This window comes from Geodermatophilus maliterrae (assembly GCF_041018925.1).
GTDB classification, from domain to species: Bacteria; Actinomycetota; Actinomycetes; order Mycobacteriales; family Geodermatophilaceae; genus Geodermatophilus; species Geodermatophilus maliterrae.
The window spans coordinates 1-12,253 of the sequence record NZ_JBFNXQ010000007.1; the positions used below are offsets into that span (position 1 = coordinate 1).

12 protein-coding genes are annotated in these 12,253 nt (G+C 75.4%); 2 read left to right on the forward strand and 10 right to left on the reverse strand.

Features of this window, described 5'->3' with window-relative positions:
• The 10 genes from ABQ292_RS03770 to ABQ292_RS03815 all read right to left on the reverse strand — a co-directional run.
• The coding region (locus ABQ292_RS03770; protein WP_369203367.1) for an NADH-quinone oxidoreductase subunit G at window positions 1-1,530 on the reverse strand (1,530 nt) is incomplete at its 3' end.
• On the reverse strand, window positions 1,527-2,855 hold the full coding sequence (gene nuoF, locus ABQ292_RS03775) for an NADH-quinone oxidoreductase subunit NuoF (RefSeq protein ID WP_369203369.1): 1,329 nt from the start codon (window positions 2,853-2,855) through the stop codon (window positions 1,527-1,529). The genes ABQ292_RS03770 and nuoF, both read right to left, overlap by 4 nt.
• Window positions 2,856-2,859: 4 nt before the next feature.
• Window positions 2,860-3,876: an NADH-quinone oxidoreductase subunit NuoE gene (gene nuoE / locus ABQ292_RS03780; protein ID WP_369203371.1), complete on the reverse strand. Its 1,017-nt coding sequence runs from the start codon at window positions 3,874-3,876 to the stop codon at window positions 2,860-2,862.
• Window positions 3,873-5,063 (reverse strand): NADH-quinone oxidoreductase subunit D, encoded by a 1,191-nt coding sequence (locus tag ABQ292_RS03785; protein ID WP_369203373.1) that lies wholly within the window; start codon window positions 5,061-5,063, stop codon window positions 3,873-3,875. Before ABQ292_RS03785 ends, nuoE begins: the two co-directional genes overlap by 4 nt.
• A gap of 128 nt (window positions 5,064-5,191) precedes the next feature.
• Window positions 5,192-5,929, reverse strand: a complete 738-nt coding sequence (locus tag ABQ292_RS03790) for an NADH-quinone oxidoreductase subunit C (RefSeq protein ID WP_369203375.1) — start codon at window positions 5,927-5,929, stop codon at window positions 5,192-5,194.
• Complete coding sequence (locus ABQ292_RS03795; protein ID WP_438940564.1) at window positions 5,926-6,603, reverse strand: NuoB/complex I 20 kDa subunit family protein; 678 nt, start codon at window positions 6,601-6,603, stop codon at window positions 5,926-5,928. The genes ABQ292_RS03790 and ABQ292_RS03795 overlap by 4 nt, the downstream gene beginning before the upstream one ends.
• A gap of 60 nt (window positions 6,604-6,663) precedes the next feature.
• On the reverse strand, window positions 6,664-7,026 hold the full coding sequence (locus ABQ292_RS03800; protein WP_369203377.1) for an NADH-quinone oxidoreductase subunit A: 363 nt from the start codon (window positions 7,024-7,026) through the stop codon (window positions 6,664-6,666).
• Between the two features lie 164 nt (window positions 7,027-7,190).
• A complete protein-coding gene (locus ABQ292_RS03805) occupies window positions 7,191-8,483 on the reverse strand; it encodes a geranylgeranyl reductase family protein (RefSeq protein ID WP_369203379.1) in 1,293 nt (430 codons plus the stop codon).
• A gap of 52 nt (window positions 8,484-8,535) precedes the next feature.
• Window positions 8,536-9,207: a phosphoribosyltransferase gene (locus ABQ292_RS03810; protein WP_369203381.1), complete on the reverse strand. Its 672-nt coding sequence runs from the start codon at window positions 9,205-9,207 to the stop codon at window positions 8,536-8,538.
• Between the two features lie 390 nt (window positions 9,208-9,597).
• A complete protein-coding gene (locus ABQ292_RS03815) occupies window positions 9,598-10,317 on the reverse strand; it encodes a demethylmenaquinone methyltransferase (RefSeq protein WP_369203383.1) in 720 nt (239 codons plus the stop codon).
• A 35-nt stretch (window positions 10,318-10,352) separates the two neighbouring features.
• On the opposite strand from ABQ292_RS03815, the gene ABQ292_RS03820 reads away from it, so the two are divergent.
• Entirely contained in the window at window positions 10,353-11,624 is a 1,272-nt protein-coding gene (locus ABQ292_RS03820) for an isochorismate synthase (RefSeq protein WP_369203385.1), read from the forward strand.
• Complete coding sequence (locus ABQ292_RS03825; protein WP_369203387.1) at window positions 11,624-12,244, forward strand: class I SAM-dependent methyltransferase; 621 nt, start codon at window positions 11,624-11,626, stop codon at window positions 12,242-12,244. The genes ABQ292_RS03820 and ABQ292_RS03825 overlap by 1 nt, the downstream gene beginning before the upstream one ends.
• Window positions 12,245-12,253 lie beyond the last annotated feature (9 nt).

Consider the following 12,253-nt stretch of genomic DNA (forward strand, 5'->3'; position numbering starts at 1 on the left):
GCGGGCCAGCGCGGCGAGCGCGGTGAAGGCACCCGGGACCTCGGCCAGCCGCTCACCGGCGAGCACGAGCGCGCCGGGCTGCCGCAGCGCCTCGACGGCCGGGCCACCCCAGCTGCCCTCGGCCAGCGCGCCCAGCGCCCGCGCCTCGGTGCCCGGGAGGGTGACCAGCACGGTGGCCTGCAGCTTCTGCGCCGCGCGGGTGGCGAAGGGCGCCAGGTCGTAGACGCTCAGCGAGCCCTTCCGGACCGCGCGACGCAGCCGCAGGAAGACGATCGGCGACTCCTCCTCCGGCTCGAAGCCGGCGAGCAGCACGGCCGGGGCGGCGGTGATGTCGTCGTAGGTCACCGCGCCGCTGTCGGGGTAGGTGCCGGCGACGTGCGCGGTGAGGAACGCCTGCTCCTCGGCCGAGTGCGCGCGGGCGCGGGCGTCGACGTCGTGGGTGCCGAGCGCGACGCGGGCGAACTTGGCGTAGGCGTAGGCGTCCTCGACCGTCAGCCGGCCGCCGGGCAGCACACCCACCCCGCCGGCCGCGCGAGCGGCCCGCAGGCCCTCGGCCGCGGCCGTCCACGCGTCGGGCCAGGACGCCGGCTCCAGCACGCCGTCGCGCCGGACCAGCGGGGTGGTGAGGCGGTCGTTGGTGGTGGCGTAGCGGAAGGCGTAGCGGCCCTTGTCGCAGGTCCACTCCTCGTTGACCGCCGGGTCCTCCCCCGCCAGCCGGCGCATGACCTTGCCGCGCCGGTAGTCGGTGCGCATCGAGCAGCCCGAGGCGCAGTGCTCGCAGACCGAGGGCTCGCTGCGCAGGTCGAAGGGCCGTGAGCGGAACCGGTACTGGGCGCTGGTGAGCGCACCGACCGGGCAGATCTGGGTGGTGTTGCCGGAGAAGTAGGAGGAGAAGGGCTCGTCCTCGTAGACGGCGACCTGCTCCAGCGCGCCCCGCTCGAACAGCTCGATGAACGGGTCGCCGGCCACCTGCTGGGAGAAGCGGGTGCACCGGGCGCACAGCACGCAGCGCTCGCGGTCGAGCAGGATCTCGCTGCTGATCGGCAGCGGCTTGGGATAGGTCCGCTTGACGTCGACGAAGCGGGTCTCGGCGCGGCCGTTGCTCATCGCCTGGTTCTGCAGCGGGCACTCGCCGCCCTTGTCGCAGACCGGGCAGTCCAGCGGGTGGTTGATCAGCAGCAGCTCCATGGTGCCCTGCTGCGCCTTGTCGGCGACCGAGCTGGTCAGCTGGGTGTGCACGGCCATGCCGTCGCTGACCGGCATGGTGCAGGAGGCGACCGGCTTGCGCTGCCCCTCCACCTCGACCAGGCACTGCCGGCAGGCACCGACCGGGTCGAGCAGGGGGTGGTCGCAGAACCGCGGGATCTGGATGCCGACCATCTCGGCGGCCCGGATGATCAACGTCCCCTTCGGCACGGCGACGTCGAAGCCGTCGATGGTGCAGTGGACGGCGTCGGACGGGGTGTGCGGCCCGGGGACGCCGGGCGGCACCGCCGCGGCGGGCTCGGGGCTGGTGGGTGTGAGCGTCATGAGGCGGCTCCGACCGGCTCGAGCCGCAGCGAGCGCCCGAGGCGGGCCTGCTCGGCGGCGGGCAGCAGGGCGACGTAGTCGTCGCGGAAGTACTTCAGCGAGCTGGTGATGCAGCTGGTCGCGCCGTCGCCGAGGGCGCAGAACGACCGGCCGAGGATGTTGTCGCAGGTGTCGGTGAGCAGGTCGATGTCGGCGGCGGTCCCCCGGCCGTCGACCAGCCGCTGCAGCACCTGGACCAGCCAGTAGGTCCCCTCGCGGCACGGGGTGCACTTGCCGCAGCTCTCGTGCGCGTAGAACTCGGTGAACCGCAGGGTGGCCTCGACGATCGAGTCGGTCTCGTCGAAGACCATGAGCGCGGTGGTGCCCAGCATGGAGCCGGCGGCGGCCACCGAGTCGAAGTCGAGCGGGACGTCGAGGTGCTCGGCGGTGAAGTACGGCGTCGACGAGCCGCCCGGCGTCCAGAACTTGAGCTCGTGGCCGGGGCGCACCCCGCCGGCCATCGCCAGCAGCTCGCGCATCGTGGTGCCCATCGGGGCCTCGTACTGGCCCGGCCGGACGACGCGGCCCGACAGCGAGTAGATCTTCGGCCCCGGCGACTTCTCCGGCCCGAAGCGCTTGAACCACTCGGCGCCGCCGCGGACGACGAACGGGACCGTGGCCAGCGTCTCGACGTTGTTGATCACCGTCGGGGCGCCGTAGAGCCCGGCGACGGCGGGGAACGGCGGCTTGAGGCGCGGCTGGCCGCGGTAGCCCTCGAGCGAGTCGAGCAGCGCCGTCTCCTCGCCGCAGATGTAGGCCCCGGCGCCGGCGTGCACGACCAGCTCGAGGTCGTAGCCGGAGCCCAGGACGTCGGTGCCGAGGTAGCCGGCGGCGTAGGCCTCCTCGACGGCGGAGACCAGCCGGCGGTGGGCGTGCACCGCCTCGCCGCGGACGTAGATGACGGCGAACCGGCACCGGATCGCGTACGCCGAGATGATCACGCCCTCCACCAGCGAGTGCGGGTCGGTCATCATGAGCGGGAGGTCCTTGCAGGTGCCCGGCTCCCCCTCGTCGGCGTTGACCACGAGGTACTTGGGCATCGCGGCCGGGCCGGTGGGCGTCTCCCCGGGCTTGGGCTGCGGGATGAAGCTCCACTTCATGCCGGTCGGGAAGCCGGCGCCGCCGCGGCCGCGCAGGCCGGAGTCCTTGACCAGCGAGACCAGCTCGTCGGGCGTCATCGACAGCGCGGTGCGCAGCGCGGCGTAGCCGTCGAGCGACTCGTAGGTGGACAGGCGCCAGGGCTGGTCGGCGCCCCAGCGCGAGGTGAGGACGGGGGTGAGGGGCACGGGATCAGGCCTCCCTGGTGGGTCCTTGGCCGGAGGTGCCCGGCTCGGTGCCCGCGGGTGTGTCGGTGGTGGGCCGGGGGCCGGGCGGCGTCTTCCGGCCGTACTCGGTGCCCTCGTCGGGGTGCGTCTGCTCCGCGCCGGCGCGCTCGGCGGGGTTGTCGGCGGCGGCGACGCGGGCGTCGCCGGCCTCCTTCTCCGGCGTCTGGCCGGCGTCCCCGGACGGCGCGACGGTGTCCGCGGGCTCGCCGGTGTCGGGAGCCCCGGGCTCGGGGCCCGCCATGGGCGGGGCGGTCTCGCCGCGCTCGGCGGCCAGCCGGACGCCGGCCAGCGTCGGGCCCCACTCCCCCGGCGCGTCGACGGCGGCGCGGGCGCCGGCGGCGTCGGCGTGCTGGGAGAAGCCGGCCAGCTGCCGGGAGACGCCGCGGAAGTCGGTGAGCGGCGCGCCCCGGGTGGGCGGCGGCTTCTCGCCCCGGCGCAGCGCGGCCACCAGGGCGCGGGCGCTGTCGACGTCCTGCTGGTCGTAGAACTCGTAGTCGACGGTGACCACGGGGGCGTAGTCGCAGGCGGCCAGGCACTCGGCGTGCTCGAGGGTGACCGAGCCGTCGGCCGCCGTCTCGTCGTGGTGGACGCCGAGGTCGGCCGACAGCGCGTCCATGATCCGCTGCCCGCCGAGGACGGCGCACAGCGTGTTGGTGCAGACGCTGACCAGGTGCCGGCCGGTCGGGCGGCGCTTGTACATCGTGTAGAAGGTCGCGACCGCGCCGACCTCGGCCTTGGTCAGCCCCAGCTCCTCGGCGCACAGCGCGACGCCCTGGGGCGAGACGTAGCCCTGGTAGCTCTGCACCAGGTGCAGCATCGGCAGCAGCGCCGAGCGCGGCTGCGGGTAGCGGGCCATGATCTCCCGCGCCTCGAGCCGGGTCTGCTCGGTGAGCGGCGGCAGGTCCGCGGTCACCGGCTCGACCGGGCTGTCGACCAGCCCCGTCGTCGCCGCGCCCTCCGCCGAGCCGGGCAGCGCGCTCATCGATCGACACCCCCCATGACCGGGTCGATGGAGGCGATCGCCGCGATGACGTCGGCGATCATGCCGCCCTCGCTCATCGCCGCCGTCGCCTGCAGGTTGACGAAGCTGGGGTCGCGCACGTGCACGCGGAACGGGCGGGTGCCGCCGTCGCTGACCACGTGGTAGCCGAGCTCGCCGCGCGGGGACTCGACCGGCACGTAGACCTGCCCGGCCGGCACCCGGAAGCCCTCGGTGACCAGCTTGAAGTGGTGGATCAGGGCCTCCATCGAGGTGCCCATGATGTGGCGGACGTGCTCCAGGGAGTTGCCCATGCCGTCGGCGCCGAGCGACAGCTGCGCCGGCCAGGCGATCTTCCTGTCCTCGACCATGACCGGGCCGGGCTCGAGCCGGTCGAGCGCCTGGGCGACGATCTTCAGCGACTCGTGCATCTCCGCCATGCGCACCAGGTAGCGGCCCCACGCGTCGCAGGTGTCGGCGGTGGGCACCTCGAAGTCGTAGGTCTCGTAGCCGAGGTAGGGCTCGACCTTGCGCAGGTCCCAGGGCAGCCCGGCGGCGCGCAGGATCGGCCCGGTGATGCCCAGCGCGACACAGCCGGTGACGTCGAGGTAGCCGACGTCCTTGAGCCGCCGCTGCCAGATCGGCTGGCCGGTGAGCAGCTCGTGGTAGCCGGCCAGCCGCTCGGGCATGACGGCGAGCCACTCGCGGACGGACTCGACCGCGCCCGGCGGCAGGTCCTGCGCCACCCCGCCGGGGCGGATGTAGGCGTGGTTCATCCGCAGGCCGGTGATCTCCTCGAGCACGTCCAGGCACAGCTCCCGCTCGCGGAAGCCGTTGGTCATGCCGGTGAGCGCGCCGAGCTCCATCCCGCCGGTGGCCAGCCCGACCAGGTGCGAGGCGATCCGGTTGATCTCCATGACCATCAGGCGGATGGTCTGCGCGCGCTGCGGCACCTCGATGCCGAGCAGCTTCTCGACCGCCATGCAGTAGCCGGCCTCGTTGTACAGCGGGGCCAGGTAGTCCATCCGCGTGACGAAGGTCGTGCCCTGCGTCCAGTTGCGGTACTCGACGTTCTTCTCGATGCCGGTGTGCAGGTAGCCGATGACCACCCGCGCCTTGGTCACCGTCTCGCCCTCGAGGTCGAGCACGAGCCGCAGCACGCCGTGCGTGGAGGGGTGCTGCGGCCCCATGTTGACGACGAGGCGCTCCTCGCCGCTGACGTCGGCGCCGAGCGTCTGGTCCCAGTCGCCACCGGTGACGGTGTAGACGCGGCCCTCGGTGGTCTCCCGTGACCCGGCGTACGGGTCGTACGTGGTGCTCAGCGGTAGCTCCGGCGGGTGTCGGGCGGCGGGATCGTCGCGTCGTGGTACTCCACCGGCACGCCGCCGAGCGGGTAGTCCTTGCGCTGCGGGAACCCGTCCCAGTCGTCGGGCATGAGGATCCGGGTGAGCGCCGGGTGGCCGTCGAAGACGACGCCGAACATGTCGTGGGTCTCGCGCTCGTGCCAGTCCGCCGTCGGGTAGACGCCCGAGACCGACGGCACGTGCGGGTCCTCCACCGTGACGGCGACCTCGAGCCGGATCCGCCGGCGGTAGGTCATCGAGGTCAGGTGGTAGACGACGTGCAGCCGCGGCCGGCCGGGTCCGACCTCCGGACCGCCGCTGCCCTCGTAGTCGACGCCGGAGACGCTGCTGCACAGCTCGAAGCGCAGCGCCTCGTCGTCGCGCAGGGCCTGCACGAGGGTGAGCAGGTGCTCGCGGGCGACGAAGTAGGTGATCTCGCCGCGGTCGACCAGCACCCGCCGGACGGCGGCGGCGTACGTGGCCGCGCCGACGGCCTCGATCAGCGCGTCGGTGACCTCGTCGAACCAGCCGCCGTAGGGCCGGTCGGTCGAGTGCAGCGCCACCGCGCCGCCGGGCTCGACCCGCACCAGGCCGCCGAAGCCGGAGGTGTCGCCGCTGCCGGAGACGCCGAACGCGCCCTTGCGGAACCCGCCGCTGCCGGCCGCGGCACCCTGGCTCGCGTCGGTGCCGCTGCGGTCGCCCGGGCCGGTCACTGGGCGCCGCCGCGCTGCTCGGGCAGGAGGACGGCGTTGCCACCGCGCCGCTCGATGGCGAACTGGCCGGCGCGACCGGCGGCCGCGGCCCGCTCGTAGGCCCGGCGGGCCTCCTTGTCGACGCGGACGCTGGAGGGCATCTCGACCAGCAGGTCGCGGGCGCGGCCCTCGGCCCGGTCCCGCTCGAGCTGGCGGGCGCGCCGCTCGCCGAGCGGCTCGTTCTGGATCTTGTGGTGCAGCTTGAGGATGGCGTCCATCAGCATCTCCGGGCGCGGCGGGCAGCCGGGCAGGTACATGTCGACCGGGACGACGTGGTCGACGCCCTGCACCACCGCGTAGTTGTTGAACATGCCGCCCGAGCTGGCGCACACCCCCATGGCGAGCACCCAGCGGGGCTCGGGCATCTGGTCGTAGATCTGCCGCAGGACCGGCGCCATCTTCTGGCTCACCCGGCCGGCGACGATCATCAGGTCGGCCTGGCGCGGCGAGGCGCGGAAGACCTCCATGCCGAAGCGGGCCAGGTCGTAGCGCCCGGCGCCGGTGGCCATCATCTCGATGGCGCAGCAGGCCAGCCCGAACGTGGCCGGCCACAGCGAGGACTTGCGCGTCCAGTTGACCAGCTTCTCGACGCTGGTCAGCAGGAACCCGCTGGGCACCTTCTCCTCGAGACCCATCTCAGCTCCCTGCCGTCCGTGTCGTGGCCGTCGGTGTCGTGGCCGTCGGTGTCATGGCCGTCAGTCCCACTCGAGCCCGCCGCGGCGCCACACGTAGGCGTAGGCGAGGAAGACGGTGGCGATGAACACGACCATCTCGACCAGGCCGAAGACGCCCAGCGCGTCGTTGGCGACGGCCCACGGGTAGAGGAAGACGATCTCGATGTCGAAGACGATGAAGAGCATCGCCGTGAGGTAGTACTTCACCGGGAAGCGGCCGCCGTGCAGCGGCTGGTGCACCGGCTCGATACCGCACTCGTAGGCCTCGAGCTTGGCCCGGTTGTAGCGGCGGGGGCCGACGAACGGCGCCACCGCCACGGAGAACAGGGCGAAGGCCGCGGCCAGCGCGAACAGGCCCACGATGGGCACGTAGGTCGAGAGCACGGCGCCTCCCCTCGGCGTCACAGGACCGCTGCGGCGCTTGTGAACAAATTCACAAACAGACGGTCACGAGCCTATGCCCGAGGGTTCCCGGACACCAGTACGGGGGGTCGGTGAGTTCACGTCGCCGTGTCACGGTCCGGTCACGGACCGGCTCGGGACGCGGGTCAGACCGAGGGGACCAGGCGGGTGAGCACCGCGACGGCCCGGTCGAAGCGGTCGCCGTCGGGGCCGTCGGAGAGGTTGCCCATCAGCCGCAGCGCCGCGTTCACCATCGCCGGGCGCTTGAGCCCGTGGGCGGTGGCGAAGCGGACCAGGCCGGGACGGTCGAGCAGGGCGAGGAAGGCCGTGCCGAGGCGGTGGTGGCGGCCGTAGGCCTCGCGCAGCCGCTCGGGGTGGCGACGCAGCACCGCCTCGCGCGCGGGCCCCTCCGGCGCGGCCAGCGCCGCGACCGCCGTCTCGGCGGCCATGCGGCCGGTCTCCAGGGCGTAGCTGATGCCCTCGCCGTTGAACGGGTTGACCACCCCGGCGGTGTCGCCGGCCAGCAGCAGGCCGCGGGTGTAGGCCGGGCCGCGGTTGAGCGCCATGGGCAGCCCCGCGCCGCGCAGCGGGGTGACCGCGTGCTCCTCGCCGAGCTGCCACTCCGGCGGCAGGGTGGCCAGCCACCGGCGCAGCACGGTCCGGGGGTCGGCCTCGCCGCCGCGGCGGGTGTCGAGCAGGCCGAAGCCGACGTTGGCCGTGCCGTCCCCCATGCCGAAGGACCAGCCGTAGCCGGGCATGGACTCGGCGGTGGGCCCGTCGGCGGAGAGGTCGAAGGAGATGTCGAGGTAGGGGTCCTCACCGCGCGGCGTCTCCACGTACCGGCGGACGGCGACGCCCAGCGGCCGGTCCTCGCGGCGCAGCAGCCCGAGCGACTTGGCCAGCCGGCCGGAGAGGCCCTCGGCGGAGACGACCAGCGGCGCGCGCCAGGTCACCGGCTCGCGCCCCGGACCGGCCTGCGCGTGCACCCCGGCGACCCGGCCGGCGTCGTCGAGCAGCGGGTCGGTGACGGTGACCTCCTGCTCGAGGCGGGCGCCGGCGGCGACGGCGTGGGCGGCGAGCAGCGGGTCGAGGTCCTTGCGGGCCCGGATGAGCCCGAAGTCCGGCCAGGACGACAGCTGCGGCCAGTCGACCTCGACCACCTGGCCGCCGCCGAAGACGCGCAGGCCCCGGTGCCGCACCCAGCCCGCGGCCGGGGAGGTGTCCACGCCCATCTCGTCGAGCGCCTTGACCGCCCGCGGCGTGAGGCCGTCGCCGCAGACCTTCTCGCGGGGGAAGCGGGCCTTCTCGAGCAGGACGACGTCGCGCCCGGCGGTGGCCAGCGTCCAGGCCGCGGCCGACCCCGCGGGGCCGGCGCCGACCACCACGACGTCGGCGGTGCCGCCGGTGCTCGACGGGACCTCGGACGTCGGACTCGGCACGCGCAGGCCCCCTCGCTCGTCGGTCACCGGCGCCGGCCGGCTCGGACCGACCCTAGGCCGGGGACCGGGACAGGGCCGCCCGGACCTCGTCGTCCGTGGTCTCGCCGAAGTCGTCGTAGTACCGGCCCACGGCGCCGAACGGGGAGGGGGTGAGCAGGCAGACGACCTCCTCGGCGTCCAGCGTGGCGCACACGTCGACGGCGCCGACGGGGACGGCGACGACGACGGCGGCGGGGTCGGCACCGCGGACGGCGGTCAGCGCCGCGCGCACGGTGGAGCCGGTGGCCAGGCCGTCGTCGACGAGGACGACGGTGCGGCCGGCGAGGGCGGGCGGCGGGCGGTCGCCACGGTAGGCCAGCTGGCGACGGCGCAGCTCGGTGAGCTCGGTACGGCGGACCTCGTCCGCGGCGGCGGCGTCGACGATCACGGAGGCGAGCACGGCCTCGCTGCGGACGCTCTCGACGGTGTCCCCCACCGCGGCGAGGGCACCCATGGCCAGCTCGGGACGGCCGGGCAGGCCGAGCTTGCGGACGGCGACGACGTCGAGCTCCGCCCCGAGCGCCGCGGCGACCTCGGCGGCGACGAGGACGCCGCCGCGGGGCAGGCCGAGGACCAGCGCGTGGGGTCCCAGCGGGACGGCGGCGGCGCGGGCGGGGTCGGTGAGGCGCGCGGCGAGCAGCCGGCCGGCGTCGCGCCGGTCGGCGAACGGACGGCGGCCGTCCACCGCGCTGTCGATCAGACGGGCTGCGGCCCCGAGGGTGGCGGTGCGGTGGGGTCCGTGGGGCTGGGCTGTGGGACCGGCGCCGGCGACGGGGGCGAGATCGGGTCGACGGGCGACGGCGAGGGCCCGGGCGGCTCGGGCATCGGCGTGGGTGTCGTCATGGACCGACGCTAGACCCGGGCGGGCGCGCTGGGACCCCCTCCGCCCAGGGCGGACGGCGCCGCGGGTCGCCTGCGGACGATCACGAGGTGGCGGTGGCGACACGCCGGTCCTGCGCGGCGCGTCGCCACCACAGCTCCATGATCGTCGGAGGACCCGGCCGCAGACGACGCCGGGCAGCGCCGTCGTCAGCGCAGGGCGGCCCCGTCCCGTGCGTGCGAGGGGTGGGGGCGCTCAGGGACGGCGGGCGCGGTGCAGCGCGACGATGCCGCCGGTGAGGTCGCGCCACTCGACGTCGGCCCACCCGGCCGCCTGGATGCGCGCGGCCAGCGCCGGCTGGTCGGGCCAGGCGCGGATCGACTCGGCCAGGTACACGTAGGCGTCGGGGTTGCTGCTCACCGCTCGCGCGATCCGCGGCAGCGCCCGCATGAGGTACTCGGTGTAGACGGTGCGGAACGGCGCCCAGACGGGGCTGGAGAACTCGCAGACGACGAGCGTGCCGCCCGGCCGCACCACCCGCGCGAACTCGCGCAGCGCGGCGTCGGGGTCGGCCACGTTGCGCAGGCCGAAGGAGATGACCAGCCCGTCGACGCTCGCGTCGGCCAGCGGGAGCGCCATCGCGTCGCCGGCCACCCTGGGCACCGGCCGCGCCGCCCCGGCCCGCAGCATCCCCTGGGAGAAGTCGCAGGCGATCGCGTGCACGCCCCCCGTCGCCAGCTCCACGGTGGACACCGCCGTCCCGGCCGCGACGTCGAGGACGACGTCCCCGGGCCGGGCGCCCAGCGCCTCCCGGGTGGCCCGCCGCCAGGAGACGTCGCGGCCGCCCGAGAGCACGGTGTTGGTGAGGTCGTAGCGGCGGGCGACGCCGTCGAACATGGCCGCGACCTCGTGCGGCTGCTTGTCCGGACCGGCCCGCGCCCCGGCGGTGTGTGCGCTGTCTCGCCGGTGACCCACGGCGGCCGACGCTACCGGCTGCCTACTCTGGGAGCGTGACCGCGGCCGCCGTGACCTCGCCGGACGCCGTCACGCCCGCCGTCACCACCGTCGCGCTGCCCGACTCCCCCGACCTGCTGCGCCATCTGCCCGCCACCGGCGCGCTGTCGTGGGTGCGCCGCGGCGAGGGCCTGGTCGGCTGGGGCGAGGCCGACCGGCTCGAGGTCTGCGGTCCCGGCGCGCTGGCCGAGGCGGCCGCCTGGTGGGCCGACCGCAGCGCCGACCTGGCCGTCGACGACGGGATCGGCGTCCCCGGCTCGGGCCCGGTCGTCTTCGCGAGCATCGCCTTCGACCCCGCCGCCGGGACGTCGGTGTTCGTCGTCCCGGAGGTCGTCGTCGGCCGCCGCGGCGGCGTCACCTGGCTGACCACCACCGGCGACGCCGACCCGCGAGACGTGCTGGCCGGTCCCCTGCCGCTGCAGTCGGCCCCCGCCCGGCTGCGCTACGCCGACGGCGCGCTCGACCCCGCCTCCTGGTGCTCCGCGGTCGCCGCCGCGGTGGCCCGCATCGGCGACGGCGACCTGGCCAAGGTCGTGCTGGCCCGCGACCTGCTGGTCACCGCCGACGTCCCGCTCGACCCGCGCCGGCTGCTCGACCGGCTGGCCGCCCGCTTCCCCGACTGCTGGACCTTCGCCGTCGACGGCCTGCTCGGTGCGACCCCGGAGCTGCTGCTGCGCCGCACCGGCCGGGAGCTGTCCGCGCGGGTGCTGGCCGGTACCGCCCCGCGCGGCGCCGGGGCCGAGGACGACCGGCTGGCCGCCGGGCTGCTGGACTCGGCCAAGGACCGCGCCGAGCACGCCCTCGCCGTCGACTCGCTGGTGCAGGCGCTGGAGCCCTACTGCTCGGCGCTGTCGGTGCCGGAGGAGCCGTCGCTGCTGACGCTGGCCAACGTGCGGCACCTGGCCACCGACGTCGTCGGCACGCAGCGCCGGACGGGGGCCCGCGGCCGCGCCGGGCTGCTGGAGCTGGTCGACGCCGTGCACCCGACCGCCGCCGTCTGCGGCACCCCGCCCGACCGCGCCGCCGCGGTGATCGGCGAGCTCGAGGGCATGGACCGCGGCCGCTACGCCGGCCCGGTCGGCTGGCTGGACGCCCGCGGCGACGGCGAGTTCGGCCTGGCGCTGCGCTGCGCCCAGCTCTCCGACGACGACCCGGCCACCGCCCGCCTGTTCGCCGGCTGCGGCATCGTCGCCGGCTCCGACCCCTCCGCCGAGCTGGCCGAGACCCAGTCGAAGTTCGCCGCCGTGCAGGCCGCGCTGGAGAGCTGATGCGGCCGGTCCCGGACCTGTCCTGGGACCACAACGCGCACTACTGGCCGCTGCTGCTGCGGGCGCTGCCGCCCCGCTGCGACCGCGTGCTCGAGGTCGGCTGCGGCGCCGGCGACCTCGCCGCCCTGCTGGCCCGCCGGGGCGTCCGCGTGGACGCCGTCGACCGGTCGCCGGAGATGGTCGCGCTGGCCCGGGCGCGGGTTCCGCCGTCCGTCCGCGTGGTCGAGGCCGACGTCGCGGACCTCGACCTGCCCGCGGGCGGCTACGACGCCGTCGTCAGCGTGAGCGCGCTGCACCACCTCCCGCTCGAGCCGGCGCTGCGGACGTGGGCCGCCGCGGTACGGCCCGGCGGCGTGCTGGCCGCCGTCGCCCTGCCGCGCACCGACCTGCCCCGTGAGCTGCCGGTCGAGGCGCTGGCCGCGGTGGCGCACTGCGCCGTCGGGGTCTGGCGGCTGCTGCGACGGGCGCCGCGCACCGGGCCGGTCCCCGGGATGCCGGTGCGCGAGCCGGAGCTGACCGTCCGCGAGGTCCGGCGGCGGGCGCGGGCCGCGCTGCCCGGCGTCCGGGTGCGGCGGCTGCTGTTCTGGCGGTACTCCCTGGTGTGGCGCCGGCCCGGCTGAGGACGCCGG

Bases quoted from the DNA above. Each gene is read 5' to 3' on its own strand.
- ABQ292_RS03825 (WP_369203387.1), top strand. From the start codon at position 11,624: ATGCGGCCGGTCCCGGACCTGTCCTGGGACCACAACGCGCACTACTGG.
- nuoE (WP_369203371.1), bottom strand. From the start codon at position 3,876: ATGAGCGCGCTGCCCGGCTCGGCGGAGGGCGCGGCGACGACGGGGCTG.
- ABQ292_RS03785 (WP_369203373.1), bottom strand. From the start codon at position 5,063: ATGGGGCCGCAGCACCCCTCCACGCACGGCGTGCTGCGGCTCGTGCTC.
- ABQ292_RS03795 (WP_438940564.1), bottom strand. From the start codon at position 6,603: ATGGGTCTCGAGGAGAAGGTGCCCAGCGGGTTCCTGCTGACCAGCGTC.